This is a genomic window from Edaphobacter aggregans DSM 19364, assembly GCF_000745965.1.
GTDB classification, from domain to species: Bacteria; Acidobacteriota; Terriglobia; order Terriglobales; family Acidobacteriaceae; genus Edaphobacter; species Edaphobacter aggregans.
Genome location: NZ_JQKI01000017.1, coordinates 20,655 through 36,329 on the forward strand (window position 1 = coordinate 20,655; position 15,675 = coordinate 36,329).

Consider the following 15,675-nt stretch of genomic DNA (forward strand, 5'->3'; position numbering starts at 1 on the left):
AGGAAGTGGAAGCATGACTTCAGAGCAGAATATGCCCGACGTGCAGTCGCACCAGGGTTCCTCGGCGGCGCCCATCGAGGATGGCGAGTCGCAGTACACCGGGGCACAGATTCCCCACGGCATGGGCCAGTCCAAGAGCAGCCGCCGGCGGAGGCGCAAGCGGAAGAACAAAGGTATCGATGCCGGCGCTCCCGCAACCCAGCCCGGAGCTGAGCAGAGCGGCCAGGTCCCCGCGATTCAGGCGGCGGCGCCATCGCAGGGATTTCAGCAGCCCTCCGGCCAGCCCTACCAGGGCGGTGGCCAGCAACAGCAGGGCTCCGGCGGAGGCAAGCGCTGGAAGAAGAGGTTCCGTGACCGCGACCGGCAGCGGGGCTCGCACGCGCAGCAGAATCCCGGCAACGTCGCCGACTTCAACGGCGGCAGCGGCTTCCGCGGCGGTGAGACGCACCAGCCGGGCAACAACGCCTACAAGCGTTCCAAGGGCGGAAAGCAGCAGCAGCGCGGCCCGCGCAGCTTTGTGGGTCCGATGGACCACAGCTACCGCGAGGTGAACGGCAACTTCGCCGACGCTCCTCCCTCGACGATTGAGACGGGCAACTTCCGCCGCTCGAATGGCGGTCGCCAGTATGTCAGCGACTCGCAGCCGATCGACTACTCGCAGGGCCGCGCAATTCCCATTCCCGAGGACGCGCCGACGAAGATCTTCTTCTTTATCGAAGACCTGTTCTTCCTGGCGAAGATCCAGGAGACCGCGCGCAAGCTGGGAGTGAAGGTCGCCTTCGTGAAGAACGACAAGGAGGTCTTCGCGCAGCTGACCGGCGGCGAGGAAGAGGACCGTCCGGGACTGATCGTGTTCGATCTGAACAATGCGAGCGCCAAGCCGCTGACGCTGATTCCCAAGCTGAAGGCGAAGCTGAAGAAGGGCACTTCGATCGTCGGCTTCCTGTCGCACGTTCAGGGCGACCTGAAAGCCAAGGCCGTCGAGGTAGGCTGCGACACGGTGATGCCGCGCGCAGCGTTCTCGCAAAACCTGCCGAACCTTCTGCGCCGCTACGGCACCATCGAAGAGGACGACAACAACTACAACCAGTAGGGACTACGGATTCCACCACCTGTGACGAAGGCCTGTAAGCGGATGGCGAACGAACACAGTTCGGTCACGATCAGTGTAGTCATCCCCGCGTATAACGCCGGTTCGCTGATAGGCGAAACGCTTGACAGCGTGCTCGCACAGAGCTGTCCGGCCCACGAGATCATTGTGGTCGACGATGGCTCGACCGATGACACGGCAGAGGTCGTCCGCAGGTACGGCAATGCGGTTCGTTATCTCCGGCAGGAGAACCAGGGACAGGCGATCGCACGGAACACAGGCATTCACGCCGCGACCGGAGAATGGATTGCTCCGTTGGACAGCGACGATATTTCTGCCGGATCGTCTTCGCCGCGCGACGGAGGCGATCGAGGCGAACCCGCACCTGGTCGTCGTCTACTCGGCCTTCGACTATTTGAACGAGGACGGCACACGCATCTTCTTTCCTGTGTTTCCGGCGCGTGAGCTTTGGCCTGCTCTGCGCTACCGCTCCCCGGTCCTGCCTTCGACGGCGACAATTCGGCGGAGCGTGCTTCTGGCGGCAGGAGGATTTCGCAAGGTCTTCATTGAGGATTGGGACCTAGGTTCCGGCTGGTCAGGAAGCACTCGGCCGCAGCCTTTCACGAGCTGCCGGAGAGCCTGCTTCTCTATCGCCAGTGGGATGGCAACGCGACGAACAACCACATCCGATACGCCAAAGGGATGCTGGACCTGATGGATCACACTCTGCTTGAGGATCGGTCAGGACTTGAGAGAGCGATCTGGAGGCGGAGGATCGAGGCCCGAATTCATCACGAACTCTCGATTGAGCTGCGCAACAGCAATGATCCGCGCTACATGAAGCATGCTCTGACTTCGCTCGGCCGATGGCCGCTGTGGGACGAAGTTGTACCGCCGCGGCGGTACAAGATATTCGCAAAACATGCTGTACAAACGCGTCGCCGGCGAGGTTAGCCGGGAGGCCACTTCATGGGTCGGCCACCCAGCAGATGCAGATGGAGGTGATGCACGGTCTGACCGCCATCTTCGCCGGTGTTGATCACGACGCGGTAGCCCTTGTCGAGCTTCTGATCGCGTGCGAGGTTGGCGGCGGTCGCCACGAGGTGGCCGAGCAGAGGCTTGTGCTCGGCGAGCGCCTTGGCCTGGGATGCGATGTGCTCCTTGGGAACGATGAGCAGATGCGTAGGGGCCTGCGGATTGATGTCGGGAAATCCGATGCAGAACTCGTCCTCGTAGATGCGGTTTGCAGGGATTTCACCAGCGAGAATCTTGCAGAACAAGCAGTCAGTGTGCATTTTTTTGTACTGTCAGGTGCTCATTTTTCGCTGCAAAACTTCACTTCGCGAAGTACTTCGGATGCTGGCCCGGAGACCATGGGTTGTATGCGGCCGCGAAGGCCGCGCGGCTCGAAACGGAGGGATGGCTGAAGGTCCAGAATTCAACAAAGGGGTTAGGGTTGGGATCGGTGAGCGACATCTCGCCCAATAGCTGGAAAGACTGCTGCGCAGTAGTTTGCGGGTCGGCGACGATGCCGTGAATGGCCTCCTGGCCGTAGACGTCGGCCTCGTGCTCGTGCATTCGGCTGTAGCCGTTGACGATGGGTTCAGAGAAGAAGGAAAGCACGGCTAGCACCAGCAGGAGAACCACCAGCGCGCCCCAGTCGTTCTGCGAAGGGATGCGCCAGCGTGCGCCGTATCGCGCGATGAGCCACTGAATACCGCGGTAGCCGAGGTAGAACTCGACCAGCAGCAGGACCCCGAGGAAGACAAGGGTCTGCGGGATATGGTTCAGCACGTAGTGGCCCATCTCGTGGCCGAAGATAAAGCTGATCTCGTCCGGCGTGGCCTTCGTGATGGAGTTGTCCCAGACGACGACGCGCTTGGAGGCTCCGTAGCCGGTGACGTAGGCGTTCAGCGTGGTGACCTTCTCACTGGCCTTCATCAGAAACATGCGCTCCGCCGGAATCTCGATGCCGCCGCGGGCGACGACCTGCTCCAGCCGATCGACCAGCGCGGGGTTAGTCTTTGCGAGTGGCTCGAATTTGTTGAAGAGCGGGTCGATCAGCACCGGCGCCACAAAGACCGAGAGCAGCACGAAGACCATGGCCGGAATCCAGAACCAGAACCACCAGCGCGTGGGCGATCTGCGGATGACCCAGAAGAGCAGCATCACCAGAAGGCCACCGAAGACGAAGGTGAGCAGAAGGCTCTTAGCCGCGTCCCAGGCCCAGCTTCCCCACCCCTGCACGGACTGGCCGTAGGCGACCGCGGCGTGGTGGCCGTAGAGGTCCAGCGGGAGATCGAGCAGCGTGCTCGCCAGCAGGAGCAGGAGAATGAAGGTGAATCCCTGGACCCAGCGGCTCTTGCTGAGATTGACCGCGACGTTGCGCATGCGGGCGATCACACCGAGCGCCAGCAGAAGGATGAGCTGCAGGATGCCCCAGCCGCTGCCAAGAAAGTCGAGGATGACGCGAATGCGCGAGTAGTCGATCGCTTGCTGGAGCTTCTCCGGCGGTAGCGAGTAGGCGGGCTTGGCGGTCGACGCCTCCGGCGGCTGCTGGGTCTGGGCTTGCGCTTGGGATTGCGATTCGGGCTGCGGAGGAGCCTGGCCATAAAGCGGCAAAGCCGCGAGAACGGCGGCACAGACGAGGAAGAGAACAACAAGGATACGGGTGCGCATGCGGAGTCTTTCTATGCTTGAGGTTGAGTCAGTTTGCACGATCGCCTCGCGGACTGCAATCTATTCTCGCTGGTGGGCCGAAGAGGATTGGCCCTTGGGTATCTGCGAAGCTAAATCCACTCATGCTTCGTCCAACAGCCAGTCGCGCCCAAGAGCCAAGTCGAGCGTCCCCTGTCGAGAACCTCTCGACCAAGCACCGCCGAGGCACTTTCGATACACTCGGCCTAGTCAGATTCCCGCAGGTGAAACGAGCTCTCCTTCGATGATGCGATTCCGTGCAGTTCCTTCCGGCCTCACCGGCCTTGCCTTGATCGTTCTCTGTCCCCTGAGCCGCGCGACGGATACGACACCTCCGCGGCCGCAGGCCAACATAGTCCTGATGGACGCGATGGATGCCGAGCTGCATCGCGCAATGTCCTCGCTGGGCAGTACGGGCGAGAACGGCCAGCCAAAGCCCTACTTCCTGAGCTATGCGGTTAGCGACTCAGACAGCTTCAACATGACCGCGCAGTACGGCGCGATCGTTCAGAACAACCAGAGCCGCCGCCGCACCGCCGACGTGCAGCTGCGCATCGGGACGCCCCAGGAAGACAACACCCACGGCGACCATCGCAGCAGCGCACTGACGACGATTCCGCTGCCTCTCACCGACGACCGCGAGGCGATCGCCCGCAGTCTCTGGTTCGCCACCAACCGCGACTATGCCAAGGCGCTCGACAGCTACCTGAAGGTCAAGACCGAGCAGCAGGTGCGCGCCAAAGAGGAGGACGGCTCCGCTGACTTCTCAGCGGAGCAGCCAAAGGCGGCCGTGCTTCCCGCCTCGTCGCCGCTCGCCGTCGACAAGGCTGCATGGGAGAGCCGTCTGTGCGATCTCTCCGGCGTCTTCCGCCAGTACCCGGACATCTTCTTCAACAACGTTGTGGTGCAGGCCACCACGGAGACCGCGTACTTCCTCTCGTCGGAGGGAACAAAGGTGGCTTCGCCGAACCAAGTAGCGCGGCTGGTCATCGTCGCCCGCACCCGTGCCGCCGACGGCATGGACCTCTTCCGTACGGAGACCTTCGAGGCTGATACGCTGGCGCACCTGCCGGACCAGAAGACGCTGGTCGAGAAGACGACGACGATGGCCAAGAACCTGGTCGCGCTGCGCACCGCGCCGGTCACCGAACCCTTCAACGGGCCGGCGATCCTCAGCGGCCGCGCCTCGGCTGTCTTCTTCCACGAGGTCCTGGGCCATCGCCTGGAGGGCCAGCGCCAGCGCGGCGATGACGAGGGCCAGACCTTCACCAAGCTGCTGGGTAAGCAGATTCTTCCCAGCTTTATCAGCGTTACGGACGACCCGACGCTCAAGACCTTCGACGGGCAGCCCCTGAGCGGCCACTACAACTACGACGACGAGGGCCAGCAGGCGCGCCGCGTGGACCTGATCAAGGACGGCGTGCTCGATACCTTCCTGATGTCGCGGCTACCGATCGCCAGCTTCTCGAACTCGAACGGCCACGGTCGCGCCGAGACGGGCCGCATGCCCACGGGGCGGCAGGGCAACCTGATCGTCAGCTCGACCAAGACGGTCAGCGACAAGGAGCTGCGCCAGATGCTGATCGACGAGGCGAAGAAGCAGGGCAAGACCTACGGGCTCTACTTCGAGGACATCTCCTCGGGCTTCGCGGTCACGACGCGGCGCTCGCCGCAGGCCTTCCAGGTGATCCCGCTGGTGGTCTACCGGGTTTACGTCGATGGGCGACCTGATGAGCTGGTGCGCGGCGTCTCGATCGTCGGCACGCCGCAGGCGGCGCTCAACCGCATCGTCGCAACGAGCAACAAACAGGACGTCTTCAACGGCATCTGCGGGGCCGAGTCCGGCAGCATTCCGGTCAGCGCTGTGGCCCCGGCGATGCTCGTCAGCGAGATCGAGACCCAGCGCCAGGCGCAAGGCACGACGCGTCCGCCGATTCTTCCGCCGCCGCCGGTAAGCGGATCCGGAAAGGAGAACAAATAATGAAGACCTCTCTTTCCCATCCGAGGCTCCGGCCCTCCCTCCGCAGCGCGCTGTCCGTTGCGGCGCTATTTGTCACGGTATCGGTTACAAGGATCTGCGCGGCCCAAACAGATGACCCCATGCTGAAGGCGATGCAGGAGGAGCTGAATCGCGAGAAGACGCAGCTTGTGATTCCCGGGATGCAGCAGCCGTACTTTATCGAGTACCGCCTGGACGATTTTTCGAGCTATGAGGCCGTGGCCAACTACGGCGCACTGACGCGCGAAGAGGAAGGCCGCCAACGCGTGGTTCGCGTCACCGTGCGGATCGGCAGCTACACCACCGACTCGAGTTCGGGCCGCGGCGACGGCACCGTACAGATGGCCCCGCAGGACAACAACCCCGACGCCCTGCGCTATGCGCTGTGGATCGCCACCGACGATGCGTACAAGAACGCGCTCCGCGCCTACTCGACCAAGCGGGCGACGCTCGAGCGGTTCCAGCAGTCGCGCGCCGAGAAGGACTTCTCCCAGGAGAAGCCGGTGGTTCTCATCGAGCCGCTCCGCAGGCTGGAGATCGATCGCGCCGAGTGGAAGCGGCGCATCGTCGAGGCCAGCGGCCTCTATGCCACCGCGCCCGAGGTTTGCGCCTCCGCCGATCAGGTGCAATACTCGACCGCGAACGTTCGCGCCATGGTCCTCAACCGCTACCTGGTCAACACCGAGGGCACCACGCTGCGCTACAGCCTGAGCGGATACACGAACGCCATCAGCGTCGGCGGCCAGGCGTCCGACGGCATGCGCCTCGCGCGTGACAACGGCTCCGTCGCAGTGACGGCAGCAGAGCTTGAGAGCTGGCCCGCGTTCCGCAAGCGCGTCATCGACGACCTGAAGAGCCTCGAGGCTCTGCGCAACGCCCCGGTCGTCGATGCCGAGGACTATCACGGCCCCGTGCTCTTCTCCGGAGACGCAGCCTCCGATGTGATGAACCGGTTCTTTGTACCGAACGTCGAGGCCGACCGTCCCGAGCTGGGAACAACGGCGCGCACCACAGGGATCTACAACTCCAGCTACAAGGCGCGCGTTCTGCCTGCGTTCTTCAGCGTCATCGACAACCCGGCAGAGTCGACCTTCGCCGGCCGGTCGGTCGTCGGCACCTACCAGGTCGATGATGAGGGCGTTCCAGCGCACGCTGTGCCTGTCGTCTCCAACGGCAGGCTCGACAACTATCTGATCGGCCGCGAACCCGTGAGGGACTTCCCCAGTTCCAACGGCCACGGCCGCGCAGCACCGGGAGCGCCCGCCCACTCGCGCAGCGGCGTCATGATCTTCAAGCCAAGCAACCCGGTCCCGGTAGCCGAGCTTCGCCAGCGCCTGCTGGCGATGGCGAAGGAGCAGAAACGCGACGTCTATGCCGTAGAGACGATGGGCGGCGATATCCCGCGGCTGCTGTATCTCGTTCACCCCGACGGCACGCGGCAGCTGGTGCGCGGAGCCGCCTTCGACGAGCTGGACAACCGCAGTCTGCGCTCGGAGATCCTCGCCGCCGGCGACGATCCTTATGTCAACGACTCGCTCGGCACCCTGCCCCAGACGACCATCGTGCCCAGCCTGCTCTTCGGCGACATCGGCGTGAAGCGCGCGACCGAGGAGCAGCAGAAGCTCCCTTACTACCCGCCGCCGCCGGCGACGAAGTAAACGCGCAAACGACAAAGGACCGAACGAGATGCCTGTTGATCTGAAGACGCTGCAGCTGTTCATTCTCGCCGCTCTCTTCGCCATGCTCTACGCCGGACGCATGGTGAAGGGCTCGCCGCGCGAGACCGCCGAGGGTCTGGCCTTTCCTCTGAAGCCGCTCGTGGTGTGGAGCCGCGGCATCGTGCTCCCGCTCTACTTCGCGCTCTTCGCTTGGCCGATGTGGCAGTCCCGGCATAACATCCCCCTGTGGCTGCCGCTGTTCATCGTGGCGCTGGTCGCGCTGATCCTTTACCAGATGCCCGGCACCATCGTGCTGACCCCGACCGCATTGGTGCAGCGCTTCTGGCTGCGTAGCGACAAGACCATCCGGTACGGCGAGGTGATGAGCATCCAGATCATCGGCGCCGGGCGAATGACTCGCGTGCTGGGCGACAACCGCGTCACCATCACGCATACCTGGAATCACAGCGCCTCCGAGCAGTTCCGCAAGGAGCTGGAGCGGCGGACCGGAAAGCGCGTCTTCCGCTAGCGGTTAGTCAGTCCGTATGAGATAGGGCTCGGCGCCGGAGACGTGAATGCTGTCGGCGACCTCGGTGGCGTGAGCCTTATCCGGCCTCGCCAGATTGATCCGCACCCAGTGCCCCGTCGGGCCCGGAAACTCGATCACCTTCGCGGTCGTGTAGCGGCGCATCAATTCGTTCTTCAGCTTCACCGCGTCTTTCTCAGTTTGGAACGCGCCCACCTGGACGCACCATCGGCCGCCGGGGATCGCGCTCGGGCTGGTGCTCGGCCCCGGAGTCCACGCCTCGACCCGTACCTTCGCCACACCCATGCGATAGAGGCCCGTGGCCTTGGCGGCGGCCAGCGAAAGGTCGATGATCCGGCCGTGTACAAACGGCCCGCGGTCGGTGATCTTCACCATCGCCGACTGATTCGTCGTCAGGTTCGTCACCCGCACCATCGAGCCCAACGGCAGCGTCAGATGTGCCGCCGTCATGGCGTTCTGGTCGTAGACCTTGCCGTCGGCTCCTTTGCGGCCGGCATAGGGCGGGCCGTACCAACTGGCCAGGCCGGTCTCCACCAGGGAAGGCTTTCCGCGAACATCGGGCGGAGGCGCAGGCAGCGACGGCGCGTTTGCTGCCGATGACTTGCTCGAACCCGGCGATGCCGGGCGCGTATCCGGCTTCGCGTAGGTTCCCGAGCCGGCGGCAGGGGGAGGCGGCGGATGATAGGCGCGCGCCGTCTTCTTATGGCAGCCGCTCGCCGCCAGCGCAAGCGCCGTCACCAGTGCGGTGGACGCGAGGCGCGCGCGCTTCACGGCTTCGGCTCATCCTTTGGGTCTTCCGGGGCTTCGCCTGGTGAGGGAGGCGTTCTCCCGGCCCGCTCATCCATCCGCTGGGCCAGCCGGTTCAGCTCGCGCGCCGCGGCGCGCAGAGCCTCGGATCCGTTCTTACGGATGTCGGGAACGATCTCGTCGTTGAAGTAGCGAACAAAGTCGCGCACATCCTCTTCGATGCGGGCGCCCGCTTCGTGCCGCCGCTCCTCCCATGGACGCCTTGGATTCTCGTTGGCCATGACCGACACGTCTCCACCCTTCATTATCGAAATGAGGAAAACGGCGGGTCAATCGTTCCCGCGGCGATTCCACATATGGTGCCGAGGTGGTAACGTCATGAAGATAACGGATAAATCGCACCGACCAGCGCAACGTACGGCTCTTCGCAGGCGTCTTTTCTATTAGAGGCAGACGCCAAATACTCCAGTGGCGTAGGGCCCCGGGTATTCGCCGCTTCTTTTTTTGGAGAGAACGCGAGACCGTAAGTTCTTTCGTGAGGTTCTCCAGTGACGACACCACTCTCCCGTTTCTCTTTGCCCTTGCTGTTGGCGCTTCTCACCTTGCCTGCAACTTATCGTGCTTTTGGATATGTGGTCGAATCGCCGAGCACTGACCCGCCCGCGGTTACGCTTCCGGATTCGCCGGGAGCGATGCTCTCTTCCCCGCTCGACTCCAGCTCCTTGACTGCCGAAGCTACCGGCCAGGCCGGGTTTGCCGGGCAGGCCACTGGGACAAGCACCAAGCCGATGGCGCTTCCCCGCGTGAAACTCATCTATGCTGGGCAGCCGGTGCCAAAGCAGGAGGCGCACGACAAGATCCTGCTGGGACTGCGCGAGTCGGTGACTCCGTTCAGTATGCTGGGCTGGGTCTTCTCGGCCGGCTGGTCACAGCTGATCGACGGTATGCCGAACTACGGAACCAATAGCCAGGCCTTTGCCCAGCGCCTCGGGGCGGCTGCGGCTCTCGGCACGAGCAAGGAGATCTTCTCGGACGCCGTCCTGGCGACGGCCTTCCACCAGGATCCGCGGTACTACCAGCTCGGCAAGAGCCACAAATTCATCAATCGCGCTCTCTATGCAGGAACCCGGCCCATCGTCGGACGCACCGACAGCGGAAAGACGATCCCCAACTATGCCTTTATCCTTGGAACCGGCGGCGCGGCGGCGCTCACCCGTACCTACTATCCCGAGCGCAATCAGACGACCGGCAAAGTCTTTCAAACCTGGGCCACCTCGCTGGGCGGCTCAGCCCTCGGATCTCTTGTGAGTGAGTTCGGCGGCCAGGTGATCGGCTGGCTGCGCCTCGGAAAATACGAATAATCCTTCCCGATTTCCTGCGTCTGAACCTTAGGAAGGGAAGAACGGGTGAACATGGACAGGGTTTTCATACTGGGGCTATTGCTCTCCCTAGGAACGGCTGTAGCCCAGACAACTGAGCCACCACTTACCAGGACCCCTGGACCGGAGAAGACTCCTGGACCAGAGACGACGGCGGCCGCACAGTCGAGTGCCGCCAACGCAGACAGCTCCTCCGGCAAGCTGCCGGATTCCCCCGGTGTTGTCGCGCGCCGCCAGGCGGACGTCGTCTCCGTCGGTGAGGCCTCGCTCAAGGCCAGCGGCAAAAAGCCCGGCGCCTGCAGTCCCCGGCACGCCCTCTGGATGATTACCTACGATCCCAACAAGGTCGATCAGCCTCCTCCTCCCTGCAGCGAACTCGTCTACCCCTACCAGCGCTTCCTCGACACCAACGTCATCATTCCGCTCACCCGGAAGCAGAAGGGCTACCTGGCGCTGCACAATGCCACCGATCCCGCTACGCTCGGAACCATCATCGGCATCTCGGCCATCAGCATCGCCGCCGACTCGCATACCGCCTATGGGCCCGGACTGGAGGGCTTCGGCGGGCTCGCCGGAGTGAGCATGCTCCAGAACACCACCGGAGAGTTCTTCGGCACCTTCGCCATCCCCGCCCTCACCCACCAGGACCCACGCTACTACCGCATGCCCCACGCTCCCTTCCCCAAGCGGCTGATCTACTCCCTCACGCGCAGCTACATCTCGCGCAGCGACTCCGGCAAGACCATCCCCAACTACGGCGTCCTCGGCGGGTACCTCGTCGCCGCCGAGATATCGAACCTCTACGTCCCCGGCATCGAGAGCGACGGCGCCTCCACCGCCGAGCGCATCGTCACCGGCCTCGCGCTTGACCCGGTCAACAACGTCATCAACGAGTTTCTGCCCGACGTCGCCAAACACGTTCACGTCCGCATCATCTTCGTTCAGCAAATCCTGAACAAGATCGCCGCCAACCAAGGCAGCCTGTAGTCTCCCATATTCCCCGTCGCGGGCTTTTGCATCTTTTTTCACCCTTCCGCTCAGCCATCAGCTGTCGCCGTTCAATGCAGAATTTCCCCGTTCGCTTGTCCGACCTTCGATTCCGCCCCCGATCTGCGTAGTCTTAACTGGACTCAAGCCCATTGCCTGCATCGACTTATCCGTGCAGCGCCGTGGGGCAGAATCAGGGTGTCTACTTCCGGCAGCACCCCGGGCCCGATACGATCGAAGTTCAGGCTTCAAACAAGTTTTTCCGAAGACGGAAACCATCAGGAGACAGAAAACGCATATGGCAAAGTCCGCGAAGTTAGCTGAAAAGGCGCTCACCTACGGCGCAAAGGCCGCCTGGGCAGTGTTCGACAAGCTGAACTCGATCTCGCCCAACCCGAGCTTCACCCCCAAGTGGAGCGACAAGCCCCTCCTGAAGAGTTACCAGAAAGAGAAGCCCCCGCTAGGCTGGCCCCGCACCACCGACTCCCTCTGCCCCAAGTGCGTCCCTGAGATCCGCCAGCAGATCGTAGATGGCAAGCTGCCCCACGAGATCCTGCTCAACGAGAAGGTCGGCGAGATCAAGGCGCAGATCATCGAGCGCGACGGCCAGATCCTGATGGTCAAGGACTGCCCCATCCACGGCCACTTCGAGGACGTTATGTCCATCGACCCGCCGATGATGAAGCACCTCGAAGACGTCTTCCCCGGCCGCGACATCCGCGCCCACAACGACGAGAAGCTCCACAACCACGGTACTTCGACCGTGACGCACGGCCGCGGTTCGGTTCTGACCATCGACCTGACCAACCGCTGCAACATGATGTGCGACCCCTGCTTCATGGACGCCAACCAGGTCGGCTTCGTCCACGAGCTGACGTGGGACGAGATCAAAACCATGCTCGACAACGCGATCACCATCAAGCCGCGTCGTCAGATGAGCGTTCAGTTCTCCGGTGGCGAGCCCACGCTGAGCCCCTACTTCCTCGACGCCGTCGCCTACTCCCGCAAGGTTGGTTACAACTCCGTGCAGGCCGCGACCAACGGCATCGAGTTCGCGAAGTCCAAGGAGTTCGCCAAGGCCGCCGCTGAGGCCGGTCTGCGCTACGCCTACCTGCAGTTCGACGGCATCGGCAACGCTGCCAACTCGCACCGCAAGGTCGGCAACGCATTCGACGTGAAGCTCCAGGCCATCCACAACCTGCACGAGGCCGGCGTCGACATCGTTCCCGTAACGACGATCGTCAACGGCATCAACAACGAGCAGGTTGGCCGCATCATCGAGTTCGCGCTCGACAACCCGAAGAAGATCAACTTCCTCTCCTTCCAGCCCGTCTCCTTCACCGGCCGCGACGAAGAGGTCTCCGACGAGCGCCGCGCCGCACAGCGTTACACCCTCTCGCACCTCGCGCACGACATCCGCAACCAGACCGGCCTCGGCGAATCGACCCGCGACTGGTTCCCCATCTCCTTCATGAGCACCTTCTCTGACTGGGCCGACCTCGTACACGGACCGGATCACGACTGGGGCCAGCTCTCCTGCGGATGCCACCCGAACTGCGGCATCGGCATGGCGCTGATGATCGACAAGGAGACCAAGGAAGCCGTTCCCGTCACCGCATTCCTCGACGCCGTGCAGCTGGCCAAGGACGTCGCCCGCGTCAACGACGCCGCCCGTGGCAAGTTCCTCTCCATCCTCGGCGTCTCGCTCGCGCTGCTGCGCAACTACGATCCCACCAAGGCCCCTACGCACTTCAAGATCGTTGACCTGCTCCAGAAGTTCGACAAGTGCTTCGGCGCCACCGGCCGCAACTACGGCAAGGTGACCGCTGACCGCACCATGGCCGATATCGAGAAGCGCCGCGGCGACCGCTGGAACTTCCTCTTCATCGCCGGCATGTGGTTCCAGGACCTCTTCAACTACGACTTCCGCCGCACCGAGCAGTGCATCATCCCCTACGCCACCCAGGAAGGCGAGATCAGCTTCTGCGCGTACAACACCGGCGTGGGCTGGCGCAACATCATCGAGAAGATGCACATGACCGCTACCCTCACCAAGTGGTACGAGGAGCACGGCCGTCATGAGATCTTCGCCGGCGGTAAGAAGGTCGGTATCGAGAAGCAGGAGAAGTATGACCTGGTCCTGAACGAGGCCCACGTCAACGCTGCTGCCAACGACACCTTCGACAAGAGCGGCATCGCCAAGAACGCCCGCGAGGAGAAGATCCGGGCGCGCGACGCGAAGATCAAGCAGGACGCCGAGAACGCGAAGATGGCCAAGCTCTACCGCAAGGAGATCCTCAAGGAGCAGGAGCAGCCCGGCTTCATCTCGCTCGGCGAGATCAAGACAGCCCCGGCACCCGCGAAGGTCCAGTCCGAAGAGACTGTCGCTGGCGACTAACCCTTTTTCCTGGTAAAAGAAAGGCCGCCAGCAATGGCGGCCTTTTTACGCTCGCAAACAGGCGCTCCGGCCGCAATTCCAATCTCGGCCACCCCCAAAAGTGTTACTCAGCCGCAAGCCTTCCCCGCTATCCCAAAAGTCTTCCTTCTGGGGATGTGTCCTTGAAGGCACGGTGAGAAAGTATTCGAAGTACACAAATCCCAGGTGCTTGATTGGATGAAACAAGGAGACGGCCGTGATGAATCTCATGGAAAGGGACGCGAAGATGGGAGAGATAACCTACTATCGGGATGCGACGACCGGCGATTATTCTTTATCCCTGCATGGCGCGATCGCTGTGTTAGCAGCAGAAAATGAGCGCTTGCAGATCATGATCGATGACCTCCTGAACAGAATCGAGTGCCTCCGTTGCAAGCCTGATCTGGTCGAATTAGGGTCTGCGTAGAACGCAGCTGCAATTTTGCGAGTTCGATTCCGATCGTTACGAGTATGTGCCCCACGGGGCGATGTCCTTCAGAGCCAGCTTCTCCAGGCTCAGCTCCAAGATCAACCGCTTCAGATCAGTAGAAAGGCCGCCATCGCTGGCGGCCTTCTTCTTTTTAGCTGTTGACCCGAAGTTACTTCAACGCCATCCGAATCCGGCGTGTCAGCATTCCCGCTGCCAGACTGCCAAGCCCGAGCAGCCCAACCAGCGGCCACTCGCTGCCCGTCTTTGGCAGTGCCGCTGGGGTTGGTTCAGCCGCAGCAGTCTGCGTTGGCTGAGGCGCAGGGTTCGAAGTCTCGATCAGCAGCACGTCCACTGTATCCGGCATCGGTTGCGCAGGAGGAGGTGGCGGCGGGGGCGCAACGCCTGCGACCAACTTCTGCTGCGTAACCACCGTTGTCGGCGCTTCCGTCACCACGGTCGCACTTACAGTCATCCCCTTCTTCAGATGGAACACCGACTGCTGCGTGCCGTCGATGTTGAACATCTGCCCCTTTGGAACCTTGTACTCCTTGTTCGTTCCATCGGGCAGCGTGAGGATCACCATGCTTGGAGGGTTCACGTACCAGACCTTGCCGTCGATCGTCCGTACCGTCTTTACCGTTGTGGGAACCGTCTTCGTTGTGACCGTTTGTGTTAAGTGGGTGCCAACCTTGAGTTGGTGAACGTTCATCGTCTTGCCATTCTCAGTGAACGTCTGGCTGTCAGGTACAGTGAAGTGCTTCACCTCTCCGGTGCCGTCCATCTTCACCACAACGTCATTGCCGGATACATAGATCACGGTGCCGCCCTTCACTACGCTCTCATACTGCGCCGGCCCTTTCTGGGTTGTTGTCGAGCTAGTATCCTGGGCCCGGACACCCGAGGACAACATGGCGCAGCCAAATGTGCACAGCGCTGCGCGTACGATCCATCTGCTTCTGATATTCCAATGTGCAATTGCCATAGATCCTCCTTAGGGGTTAGGCCGCGCATTTCCGCGTGCGGCTGGCTGTGCATCTGCTCGCAATGACGCAGAGACGATGTACCGCTCCGGCGCGCTCCCGACAAAATAGAACGGGAAACAAGTAACCAGAGTGATTGAGGAGACGGGCCCGGGTTGAAGGACAGAGACATCCTGGGGGGTCACTACGGTTATCTGATCGACTTCGTACGTTGCTACTGCATCGGGGAGAACGAGCTTGATCTCATCGCCTGGAGCGATCTCTTTCAGGCCACGAAAGAAGCCATCCCGGTGCCCCGCGATTCCGAGGTTTCCAGGCTGGCCAGGATGAGCCGTCCCAACAATGCGTCCCACGCCGCGGTCCAGCGTAAGATCGTCGGTGCCCTCAAAGACAGGCACCTCAAGATGAATCTTAGGAATGGTCAACACGGCCAGAGGCGTGCCGAAGGCATGGCCCAGGCTGGTGTTGTAGGCGCGAATCCGCTTGTCGCTCCAAAGACTTGTATCGACACCGGCAGCTCCCCCAGCCGTATCACTGCCGGCATGTGCCGGGAAGACACTCGCAGACGTCTGCTTGAACGCTGCGATGACGGTACGCGCCGCCACAAAGCTATACAGGCGCACTGCGGCGTAGCTGCAGACCATAAAGAGGCCTGCAATCAGGAATATCCGCTCCATCGAGCGGAGGAGCTGCATCGCCCTGGGGGTAGCGTTCCCATTCATGGAATGCCGTCCTCACACAACCG

Annotated in this window: 16 protein-coding genes; 10 read left to right on the forward strand and 6 right to left on the reverse strand. The window is 62.3% G+C overall.

Annotated features, from left to right (window positions below):
• Window positions 1-13 precede the first annotated feature (13 nt).
• From Q363_RS08550 to Q363_RS08560, 3 genes are all read left to right on the forward strand, one after another.
• Window positions 14-1,093 (forward strand): thioredoxin domain-containing protein, encoded by a 1,080-nt coding sequence (locus tag Q363_RS08550; protein ID WP_035349377.1) that lies wholly within the window; start codon window positions 14-16, stop codon window positions 1,091-1,093.
• A gap of 42 nt (window positions 1,094-1,135) precedes the next feature.
• Window positions 1,136-1,555 carry a glycosyltransferase family 2 protein gene (locus tag Q363_RS08555; RefSeq protein ID WP_035349378.1) on the forward strand — a complete coding sequence of 140 codons (420 nt, stop codon included), beginning with the start codon at window positions 1,136-1,138 and terminating at the stop codon, window positions 1,553-1,555.
• A gap of 108 nt (window positions 1,556-1,663) precedes the next feature.
• A complete protein-coding gene (locus Q363_RS08560) occupies window positions 1,664-2,044 on the forward strand; it encodes a hypothetical protein (RefSeq protein ID WP_035349380.1) in 381 nt (126 codons plus the stop codon).
• On the opposite strand, the gene Q363_RS08565 is transcribed toward Q363_RS08560, so the two are convergent.
• Both Q363_RS08565 and Q363_RS08570 read right to left on the reverse strand, forming a co-directional pair.
• Window positions 2,041-2,385 (reverse strand): histidine triad nucleotide-binding protein, encoded by a 345-nt coding sequence (locus Q363_RS08565; RefSeq protein ID WP_035349382.1) that lies wholly within the window; start codon window positions 2,383-2,385, stop codon window positions 2,041-2,043. The two genes, Q363_RS08560 and Q363_RS08565, sit on opposite strands and share 4 nt — an antisense overlap.
• Window positions 2,386-2,425: 40 nt before the next feature.
• Window positions 2,426-3,769, reverse strand: a complete 1,344-nt coding sequence (locus Q363_RS08570; RefSeq protein ID WP_035349383.1) for a M48 family metallopeptidase — start codon at window positions 3,767-3,769, stop codon at window positions 2,426-2,428.
• Between the two features lie 262 nt (window positions 3,770-4,031).
• Here Q363_RS08570 and Q363_RS08575 point away from each other — a divergent pair, with 262 nt between their 5' ends.
• From Q363_RS08575 to Q363_RS08585, 3 genes are read left to right on the forward strand one after another with little or no spacing between them, the layout of a single operon-like run.
• On the forward strand, window positions 4,032-5,768 hold the full coding sequence (locus Q363_RS08575; protein ID WP_035349384.1) for a metallopeptidase TldD-related protein: 1,737 nt from the start codon (window positions 4,032-4,034) through the stop codon (window positions 5,766-5,768).
• Window positions 5,768-7,444 (forward strand): metallopeptidase TldD-related protein, encoded by a 1,677-nt coding sequence (locus Q363_RS08580; protein WP_051978564.1) that lies wholly within the window; start codon window positions 5,768-5,770, stop codon window positions 7,442-7,444. The genes Q363_RS08575 and Q363_RS08580 overlap by 1 nt, the downstream gene beginning before the upstream one ends.
• 28 nt (window positions 7,445-7,472) lie before the next feature.
• Window positions 7,473-7,973, forward strand: coding sequence for a hypothetical protein (locus tag Q363_RS08585; RefSeq protein ID WP_035349385.1), 501 nt, complete (start codon window positions 7,473-7,475; stop codon window positions 7,971-7,973).
• A gap of 3 nt (window positions 7,974-7,976) precedes the next feature.
• On the opposite strand, the gene Q363_RS08590 is transcribed toward Q363_RS08585, so the two are convergent.
• Window positions 7,977-8,762 carry a septal ring lytic transglycosylase RlpA family protein gene (locus Q363_RS08590; protein ID WP_051978565.1) on the reverse strand — a complete coding sequence of 262 codons (786 nt, stop codon included), beginning with the start codon at window positions 8,760-8,762 and terminating at the stop codon, window positions 7,977-7,979.
• Complete coding sequence (locus Q363_RS08595; RefSeq protein WP_051978579.1) at window positions 8,759-9,019, reverse strand: hypothetical protein; 261 nt, start codon at window positions 9,017-9,019, stop codon at window positions 8,759-8,761. Before Q363_RS08595 ends, Q363_RS08590 begins: the two co-directional genes overlap by 4 nt.
• A 351-nt stretch (window positions 9,020-9,370) precedes the next feature.
• Between Q363_RS08595 and Q363_RS35910 the strand changes: the two genes are divergently transcribed.
• The 4 genes from Q363_RS35910 to Q363_RS08615 all read left to right on the forward strand — a co-directional run bounded on the left by Q363_RS35910 (window position 9,371) and on the right by Q363_RS08615 (window position 13,947).
• Window positions 9,371-10,099 (forward strand): hypothetical protein, encoded by a 729-nt coding sequence (locus Q363_RS35910; protein ID WP_157466651.1) that lies wholly within the window; start codon window positions 9,371-9,373, stop codon window positions 10,097-10,099.
• Window positions 10,100-10,150: 51 nt separating this feature from the next.
• Complete coding sequence (locus Q363_RS35915) at window positions 10,151-11,104, forward strand: hypothetical protein (RefSeq protein WP_051978567.1); 954 nt, start codon at window positions 10,151-10,153, stop codon at window positions 11,102-11,104.
• Between the two features lie 298 nt (window positions 11,105-11,402).
• Entirely contained in the window at window positions 11,403-13,502 is a 2,100-nt protein-coding gene (locus Q363_RS08610; protein WP_035349386.1) for a radical SAM protein, read from the forward strand.
• A 235-nt stretch (window positions 13,503-13,737) separates the two neighbouring features.
• Window positions 13,738-13,947, forward strand: a complete 210-nt coding sequence (locus Q363_RS08615) for a hypothetical protein (protein WP_157466653.1) — start codon at window positions 13,738-13,740, stop codon at window positions 13,945-13,947.
• A 172-nt stretch (window positions 13,948-14,119) separates the two neighbouring features.
• Here Q363_RS08615 and Q363_RS08620 read toward each other — a convergent pair whose 3' ends face one another.
• Entirely contained in the window at window positions 14,120-14,932 is an 813-nt protein-coding gene (locus Q363_RS08620; RefSeq protein ID WP_035349388.1) for an LPXTG cell wall anchor domain-containing protein, read from the reverse strand.
• A gap of 9 nt (window positions 14,933-14,941) precedes the next feature.
• Window positions 14,942-15,652, reverse strand: a complete 711-nt coding sequence (locus Q363_RS35920) for a class D sortase (RefSeq protein ID WP_084080143.1) — start codon at window positions 15,650-15,652, stop codon at window positions 14,942-14,944.
• Window positions 15,653-15,675 lie beyond the last annotated feature (23 nt).